General features: G+C 45.0%; 5 protein-coding genes and 12 tRNA genes. 16 read left to right on the top strand and 1 reads right to left on the bottom strand.

The window, feature by feature from the left end; genetic code table 11:
* Positions 1-47 precede the first annotated feature (47 nt).
* The 16 genes from ACERC7_RS10395 (at position 48) to ACERC7_RS10320 (ending at position 5,267) form a co-directional block, all read left to right on the top strand.
* Positions 48-120, top strand: a tRNA-Val gene (locus tag ACERC7_RS10395).
* A 19-nt stretch (positions 121-139) separates the two neighbouring features.
* Positions 140-212, top strand: a tRNA-Asp gene (locus tag ACERC7_RS10390).
* A 91-nt stretch (positions 213-303) separates the two neighbouring features.
* Positions 304-376, top strand: a tRNA-Lys gene (locus ACERC7_RS10385).
* A gap of 141 nt (positions 377-517) precedes the next feature.
* A tRNA-Leu gene (locus ACERC7_RS10380) sits at positions 518-601 on the top strand.
* A gap of 11 nt (positions 602-612) precedes the next feature.
* Positions 613-686, top strand: a tRNA-Arg gene (locus ACERC7_RS10375).
* A 4-nt stretch (positions 687-690) separates the two neighbouring features.
* Positions 691-764 (top strand) — tRNA-Pro (locus tag ACERC7_RS10370).
* A 5-nt stretch (positions 765-769) separates the two neighbouring features.
* Positions 770-843 (top strand) — tRNA-Met (locus ACERC7_RS10365).
* A gap of 22 nt (positions 844-865) precedes the next feature.
* Positions 866-939 (top strand) — tRNA-Ile (locus ACERC7_RS10360).
* A gap of 6 nt (positions 940-945) precedes the next feature.
* A tRNA-Ser gene (locus tag ACERC7_RS10355) sits at positions 946-1,035 on the top strand.
* A gap of 52 nt (positions 1,036-1,087) precedes the next feature.
* Positions 1,088-1,161: transfer RNA gene (locus tag ACERC7_RS10350), tRNA-Met, on the top strand.
* 3 nt (positions 1,162-1,164) lie between these two features.
* Positions 1,165-1,237: transfer RNA gene (locus ACERC7_RS10345), tRNA-Phe, on the top strand.
* A gap of 34 nt (positions 1,238-1,271) precedes the next feature.
* A tRNA-Ser gene (locus tag ACERC7_RS10340) sits at positions 1,272-1,359 on the top strand.
* A 53-nt stretch (positions 1,360-1,412) separates the two neighbouring features.
* Positions 1,413-2,252 carry a rod shape-determining protein MreC gene (mreC, locus tag ACERC7_RS10335; RefSeq protein WP_373659670.1) on the top strand — a complete coding sequence of 280 codons (840 nt, stop codon included), beginning with the start codon at positions 1,413-1,415 and terminating at the stop codon, positions 2,250-2,252.
* Positions 2,245-2,775: a rod shape-determining protein MreD gene (mreD, locus tag ACERC7_RS10330; protein WP_373666881.1), complete on the top strand. Its 531-nt coding sequence runs from the start codon at positions 2,245-2,247 to the stop codon at positions 2,773-2,775. The genes mreC and mreD overlap by 8 nt, the downstream gene beginning before the upstream one ends.
* A 74-nt stretch (positions 2,776-2,849) precedes the next feature.
* Complete coding sequence (gene pcsB / locus ACERC7_RS10325) at positions 2,850-4,085, top strand: peptidoglycan hydrolase PcsB (RefSeq protein WP_373666880.1); 1,236 nt, start codon at positions 2,850-2,852, stop codon at positions 4,083-4,085.
* Positions 4,086-4,298: 213 nt separating this feature from the next.
* The gene (locus tag ACERC7_RS10320) at positions 4,299-5,267 is read left to right on the top strand and encodes a ribose-phosphate diphosphokinase (RefSeq protein WP_018368518.1); all 969 of its coding nucleotides are present in this window, start codon (positions 4,299-4,301) and stop codon (positions 5,265-5,267) included.
* 24 nt (positions 5,268-5,291) lie between these two features.
* Here the strand turns inward: ACERC7_RS10320 and ACERC7_RS10315 are convergent, their stop codons facing one another.
* Positions 5,292-6,155, bottom strand: coding sequence for an RluA family pseudouridine synthase (locus tag ACERC7_RS10315; protein WP_373659667.1), 864 nt, complete (start codon positions 6,153-6,155; stop codon positions 5,292-5,294).
* Positions 6,156-6,311: the final 156 nt, after the last annotated feature.

Here is a 6,311-nt window from a genome sequence, read left to right as displayed (position 1 = left end):
TGAGATATGGTAGTTGCTTAGCAGATACTGAGGAGAAATCCTCGTTGGGGAGTTTAGCTCAGCTGGGAGAGCATCTGCCTTACAAGCAGAGGGTCAGCGGTTCGATCCCGTTAACTCCCATTATTAAGGAAACTTAATAGGTCCCGTAGTGTAGCGGTTATCACGTCGCCCTGTCACGGCGAAGATCGCGGGTTCGATTCCCGTCGGGACCGTTGAAACATCACACCGTGATGTTTCAAGTAACCAGATAATGAAAGACAGCAGTCTTTCTACTTATTATCTTGGATAGAATAAAATAGGTTAGACTCGTTAGCTCAGTTGGTAGAGCAATTGACTTTTAATCAATGGGTCGCTGGTTCGAGCCCAGCACGAGTCATGAATGCGGGTTTGGCGGAATTGGCAGACGCACCAGATTTAGGATCTGGCGCTTTCGGGCGTGGGGGTTCAAGTCCCNACACCACCTTGCCAAGGTGGGGGTCGCGGGTTCGAATCCCGTCGTTCGCTTTCTTTGTATGAGGCTGGGGTGGCGGAACTGGCAGACGCACAGGACTTAAAATCCTGCGGGGGCAACCCCGTACCGGTTCGATTCCGGTCCTCAGCATAATTTAATAAGCACCCTTAGCTCAATTGGATAGAGTACCTGACTACGAATCAGGCGGTTAGAGGTTCGACTCCTCTAGGGTGCATTTTCGGGAAGTAGCTCAGCTTGGTAGAGTGCTTGGTTTGGGACCAAGATGTCGCAGGTTCGAATCCTGTCTTCCCGATATGTGGCGGTGTAGCTCAGCTGGCTAGAGCGTTCGGTTCATACCCGAGAGGTCGGGGGTTCGATCCCCTTCGCCGCTATTTTCATATTGTGGATGACTTTGGACCTTTAGCTCAACTGGTTAGAGCACTCGGCTCATAACCGAGCGGTCGTAGGTTCGAGTCCTACAAGGTCCATTTAGCGGAGGATTACCCAAGTCCGGCTGAAGGGAACGGTCTTGAAAACCGTCAGGCGTGTAAAAGCGTGCGTGGGTTCGAATCCCACATCCTCCTTAAGATAGTAGTTGAGTTTATTGCTCAGCTATTATTTGAAAATTATTATTAACGCGGGATGGAGCAGCTCGGTAGCTCGTCGGGCTCATAACCCGAAGGTCGTAGGTTCAAATCCTGCTCCCGCAATAAGGCTCGGTAGCTCAGTTGGTAGAGCAATGGATTGAAGCTCCATGTGTCGGCGGTTCGATTCCGTCTCGCGCCATAGTTAAAATAGCTTAGTGCTGATATAATGTCTTGGAGAATTACTCAAGAGGCTGAAGAGGACGGTTTGCTAAATCGTTAGGTCGGGTAACTGGCGCGAGGGTTCGAATCCCTCATTCTCCGTAAGTAAACGAGGTAGATAGTTATCTCGTTTTTTGTTAAGTGAGGGTGCTAAGATGAAGAAACGACGTTTTTCTAAATGGATTATTTTTGCAATGACAAGTGCTTTGTTACTGGTATCATTGCTTTTTTTTGTCTCGGGTAATCGAGAAGCAACAAAGCAGCTGGCTAATTTTCCAGCAGCTGTTCTAGCTCAGTTCACCAGCTTCATGAGATTACCTGTAGACTTGGCTACTGATTTTGGGCAGGAAGTTACGGACTTGTTTCAAGCCTATAATGAAAATAAATCGCTGAAACAACGTTTATCAACCTTAGAAAATCAAGATCGTATCATTGAGCGTTTGGAAAATGATAATGCGACACTCCGTGAGGCATTGTCAATCAAGAAAGAAATTTCAGCACAGCAACTTCTCTCTGCTCGTGTGATTTATCGCTCGACCTTATCTTGGCTAGAAATGGTTACACTGGATAAAGGGGCGAAAGATCAGGTAACATCACACATGCTTGCAGTGACAGATAAGGGTCTTGTTGGAACCATTAGCCAGCTGAATGACACGACATCTCAGGTTGAGTTACTGACTAATACGGCTCGTCAAACGGCAATTGGCGCAAGAATAGAAACAGCATCAGGAACCTTGTACGGCATGGTGCTCGGCTATGATACTGAAAAAGAGGCCCTTAAGCTAAGTCAGTTTAATCAGCAACTGCCGATTAAGGTTGGTGATAAAGTTTTGACTAGTGGGCTTGATGGCACCGGGCTAGAGGGAATCACCATTGGGCAGGTTAAGGAAATTGCTCGGACAGAAGACCAAGCTCTGATGGCTTATGTGACGCCTGCTGTCAATAATACCAGCTTGACTTCTGTGACACTAATAGGGGAGGGTGGAAATGATTAAGAAACGTGTTCTCCTCTGGTTAATTATGCTGGTGACTTTTTTCTTGGATGGGCAGATTTCCTTTTTCCTATCTGGCTGGACTGACTTCCGCTGGCTGGTAACGAGTCAGTTTCTCTTGATTAGTATTTTCTATATCAGTATCCTATGGCGGGATCTTTTCAGTTATCTTAGCCTAGTCTTGCTGGGGTTATTTTACGATCAGCATTATTTACTGACCATTGGGCTTGCGACCGTACTATTTCCATTGGTTTATTTTATTTTATCAATCACTAGGCGTTACTGGCTAAAGGGGAAATGGGATCGTGCTTTTGCCTTAGTTCTCTTACAGGTGTTATTTCCAGTAGGCCTCTACTGGCTGGGCTATTTTTACCAGTTAACAACGGTGACATTTTCAGAGTTCTTTAATCGTCAAATGCCTGGGACGATACTGTTTAATGGGATGACCTTATTTTTCTTCTTTCGTTACCTAGAACCGGTTTTATTTAGGGGTGTTGATTTTCGTCAAATATCAACCGAACTGTAATATAGGTGTAACATACTCAGCCCTTTTTTTTGTTAAAATAGGTAATGTCTTAAACTAGAAGGAGTATCTATTCTATGAAAAATAAAATTATTTCAGCAGCATTGGTTAGTGGATTATTCTTGAATACAGTTGCACCACTGTCTGTTTTTGCTGAAGATTTTGACAAGAAGATTGCGCAGACCGATGCGACCATCGCTAATCTATCAGCAGAACAAGCACAAGCTCAAAGTCAAGTTTCCAGTTTAGAAAAACAAGTTGCTGATTTAGAAGCGCAGCAAGATGAGCTCACTAAAACAAACGAAGAGTTACAAGCTGAGTCAAAAGAATTGATTGCAGAGATTGATAGCTTGTCACAAAAAATTGTGGCACGAAATGGTCAGTTGAAAAAGCAAGCACGTAGTGCACAGAAAAATCAACAAGCATCAACGTATATCAATACAGTTTTAGAAGCTGACTCGTTATCAGAAATGGTTAGCCGAATCATGGCGATTCGTAAGGTTATTTCAGCTAATGAAAAATTGTTGAAGCAACAACAATCGGATAAAACCAATATCGAAGAAAAACAAAAGGCTAACCAAGAAGCTATTAACACTGTTGAGGCAAACCTTGTGACCTTGTCTGAGAACACCTATGCTTTAAATGTTCAAAAGGCAGAGTTAGAAGTTGCTCAAATTAATTTACAAGCTTCTCTGACAACTGCTGAAGAGGAAAAAGCTAGTCTCTTGTCTGCAAAGAGTGCAGCTGAGGAAAAAGCTCGTGTAGCAGCTGAGGAAAAAGCTCGTGCAGAAGCGGAGGCCAAGGCTCAAGCTGAGGCTCAGGTGCAGTCTATTGCAGCTTCTCGTGCAGCGGTTGCAACTCCAGTGCAGGAGTCAGCTGCCCCTGCTGTGCAGACGTTAGTAGCACCAGCACAAGCAGCTGCCCCAGCAACTCAACAAACTTACACGACTGCCGCTACGACAACAGTATCTTATGATTACAGCACCTATCCTGTTGGTGAGTGTACATGGGGTGTCAAACAATTGGCTCCATGGGTTGGAAACTATTGGGGTAATGGTGGTGACTGGGCAGCGAGTGCCCGTGCTGCTGGCTTCCGTGTTGGTACGACACCGGCTGTAGGCGCTGTTGCAGTGTGGACAGGTGGCTATCATGGTTATGGTCACGTTGCTTACGTTGTTGCTGTTGAAAGCGATACGAAGATCCAAGTCCAAGAATCTAACATGATGGGCAAACGCTACATTGATAACCACCGTGGTTGGTTTAACCCAACAACCACTAGCGAAGGGGTTGTATCTTACATCTATCCAAATTAGAGTGCATTATCAGGACTTGGAAAAGTCCTGTTTTTTATATTAAAAGGCTCAGCTAGCAAGACTAGATTATTAAATATTTGAGACAACTTGATAAATAGATTCGGGTTGTTATTTGGCAATGGCTCTTTAAGTCAATATCTTATTTCCTTTTCTTATTGAAAATTCCGCTAAAAAGGGTTACAATAGAGGTAACGAAAATTTTTGGAGGGTTCTATGTCGTATTCAAATTTGAAGCTCTTTGCCTTATCGTCTAACCAAGAGTTAGCTGAAAAAGTAGCTGATATTATCGGTATCCCGCTTGGGAAGTCATCTGTTCGTCAGTTTTCAGATGGTGAAACTCAAGTCAATATCGAAGAATCGATTCGTGGTCATCATGTCTTTATCTTACAATCCACTAGTTCACCAGTCAATGATAACCTGATGGAAATCTTGATTATGGTAGATGCCTTGAAACGTGCGAGTGCAGAGACTGTAAATGTTGTCATGCCTTACTATGGATATGCTCGTCAGGATAGAAAGGCACGTTCACGTGAACCAATTACCTCCAAATTAGTTGCCAACATGCTTGAAATTGCTGGTGTTGACCGTTTGTTGACGGTTGATTTGCACGCGTCTCAGATTCAAGGATTTTTCGATATTCCTGTTGACCATTTGATGGGAGCGCCACTGATTGCTGACTACTTCATTCGACGTGGGATGACTGGAGAAGACTATGTGGTGGTCAGCCCAGATCACGGTGGCGTGCCTCGGGCGAGAAAATTGGCCCAGTTTTTACAAACTCCACTGGCAATTATTGACAAGCGCCGTAGCGTTGACAAGATGAATACAAGTGAAGTGATGAATATCATCGGTAGTGTCGCTGGGAAAACATGTATTTTAATTGATGACATGATCGACACAGCAGGGACAATCTGTCACGCTGCAGATGCTCTGCGTGATGCGGGAGCTGTTTCGGTTTATGCCAGCTGTACGCACCCTGTCTTATCAGGACCTGCCTTGGATAATATTGAGCGCTCTGCTATTGAAAAACTGGTGGTGTTAGACACCATCTTCCTTCCAGAAAATCGTGTCATTGATAAGATTGAACAGATTTCAATCGCAGATTTGATTGCTGAAGCGATTATCCGCATCCATGAAAAGCGTCCGTTATCACCACTTTTTGCCCTATCAACTCCAAAATAAAATGAACTCCCTATCAATAAATTGCTAGGGAGTTTTGAGGGCTTGCTCAAAGGTTTCAGACGAACAAGTGACGGCAATCTCTTGACGTGTGAGGGGATGGGTGAAGTTGAGTTGATGGGCATGAAGCATGAGCCTGCCTTTAGGTTTGGGATGATAAAGCGGATCGCCTAATAAGGGCAGTCCCTGGTGTGACAGGTGGACACGGATTTGGTGGGTGCGTCCTGTTTCGAGCTGACAACTAACGAGCGTTCGCTGCCCGTCAAACTGAACTGGGCTTACTCGAGTGAGGGCTACTTGTCCGTGTCGATGATCAACGACGCGTCTTCGCCGATCATGCCGATGACGACCGATTTTATCGCTAATCGTCCTAGTCTTGGGCAGAATACCATCAACCAGAGCGAGGTACTGGCGCTTGATACGTTTTTGCTCCAGGAGGCGGTTCAGCAGAGGGAGGATAAAGGGATTTTTGGCAAATAGCACAGCACCGCTCGTTTCCATGTCTAATCGATGGACGATATAGCAGACGCAGCCAGCATAGGTGGAGACATGATTGAGCAGGGCGATTTCTGTGGGCTCATTGCCATGGGTCTTGAGCCCTTCTGGCTTGTTAACAATGATGAGGTGGTCATCTTCGTAGAGGCAGTCAATGAGGTCAGCATTGCCAGCAGGCAGTGTTTTTTGAGGGTAGTCTTCCTCATCAAAGGTTAGATTGATGACATCTCCGAGATGGACTGAGCTCTGCCAGTTGACAGCTCTGCCATTGACCAAGAGATGCTTTTTTGTCCGTAGGAAATGCCTAATTTTTCGAGGAATGAGTAAGTGCTTCTCTAGAAGCTCTTTCACGCTACAATCCGCAAAGGTGTTGTGAATGGTGTAAGAGGTTGTCATGTGTGCTCCTTTAGGTATTGCTAGGGTAGACTCTGAAAAGGCACCCCTTTTCTGTACAATTTTTATAAAGTGTTTTTGTTAAGCGATAACTCGCTTAACCATAGGTGTTTGGTAATCGAGACTACCGTGAATGCGATGATGGTTCCACCAGTGGAC

Source organism: Streptococcus sp. E17BB (assembly GCF_041807725.1).
Classification (GTDB): Bacteria; Bacillota; Bacilli; order Lactobacillales; family Streptococcaceae; genus Streptococcus; species Streptococcus entericus.
The sequence above is the reverse complement of the archived record's forward strand: the minus strand, read 5'-3'. Positions and strand labels throughout refer to the sequence as shown.

Excerpts from the sequence above, each read along its gene's own strand:
- mreC (WP_373659670.1), top strand. The coding sequence starts at position 1,413 with ATGAAGAAACGACGTTTTTCTAAATGGATTATTTTTGCAATGACAAGT.
- mreD (WP_373666881.1), top strand. The coding sequence starts at position 2,245 with ATGATTAAGAAACGTGTTCTCCTCTGGTTAATTATGCTGGTGACTTTT.
- pcsB (WP_373666880.1), top strand. The coding sequence starts at position 2,850 with ATGAAAAATAAAATTATTTCAGCAGCATTGGTTAGTGGATTATTCTTG.
- ACERC7_RS10320 (WP_018368518.1), top strand. The coding sequence starts at position 4,299 with ATGTCGTATTCAAATTTGAAGCTCTTTGCCTTATCGTCTAACCAAGAG.
- ACERC7_RS10315 (WP_373659667.1), bottom strand. The coding sequence starts at position 6,155 with ATGACAACCTCTTACACCATTCACAACACCTTTGCGGATTGTAGCGTG.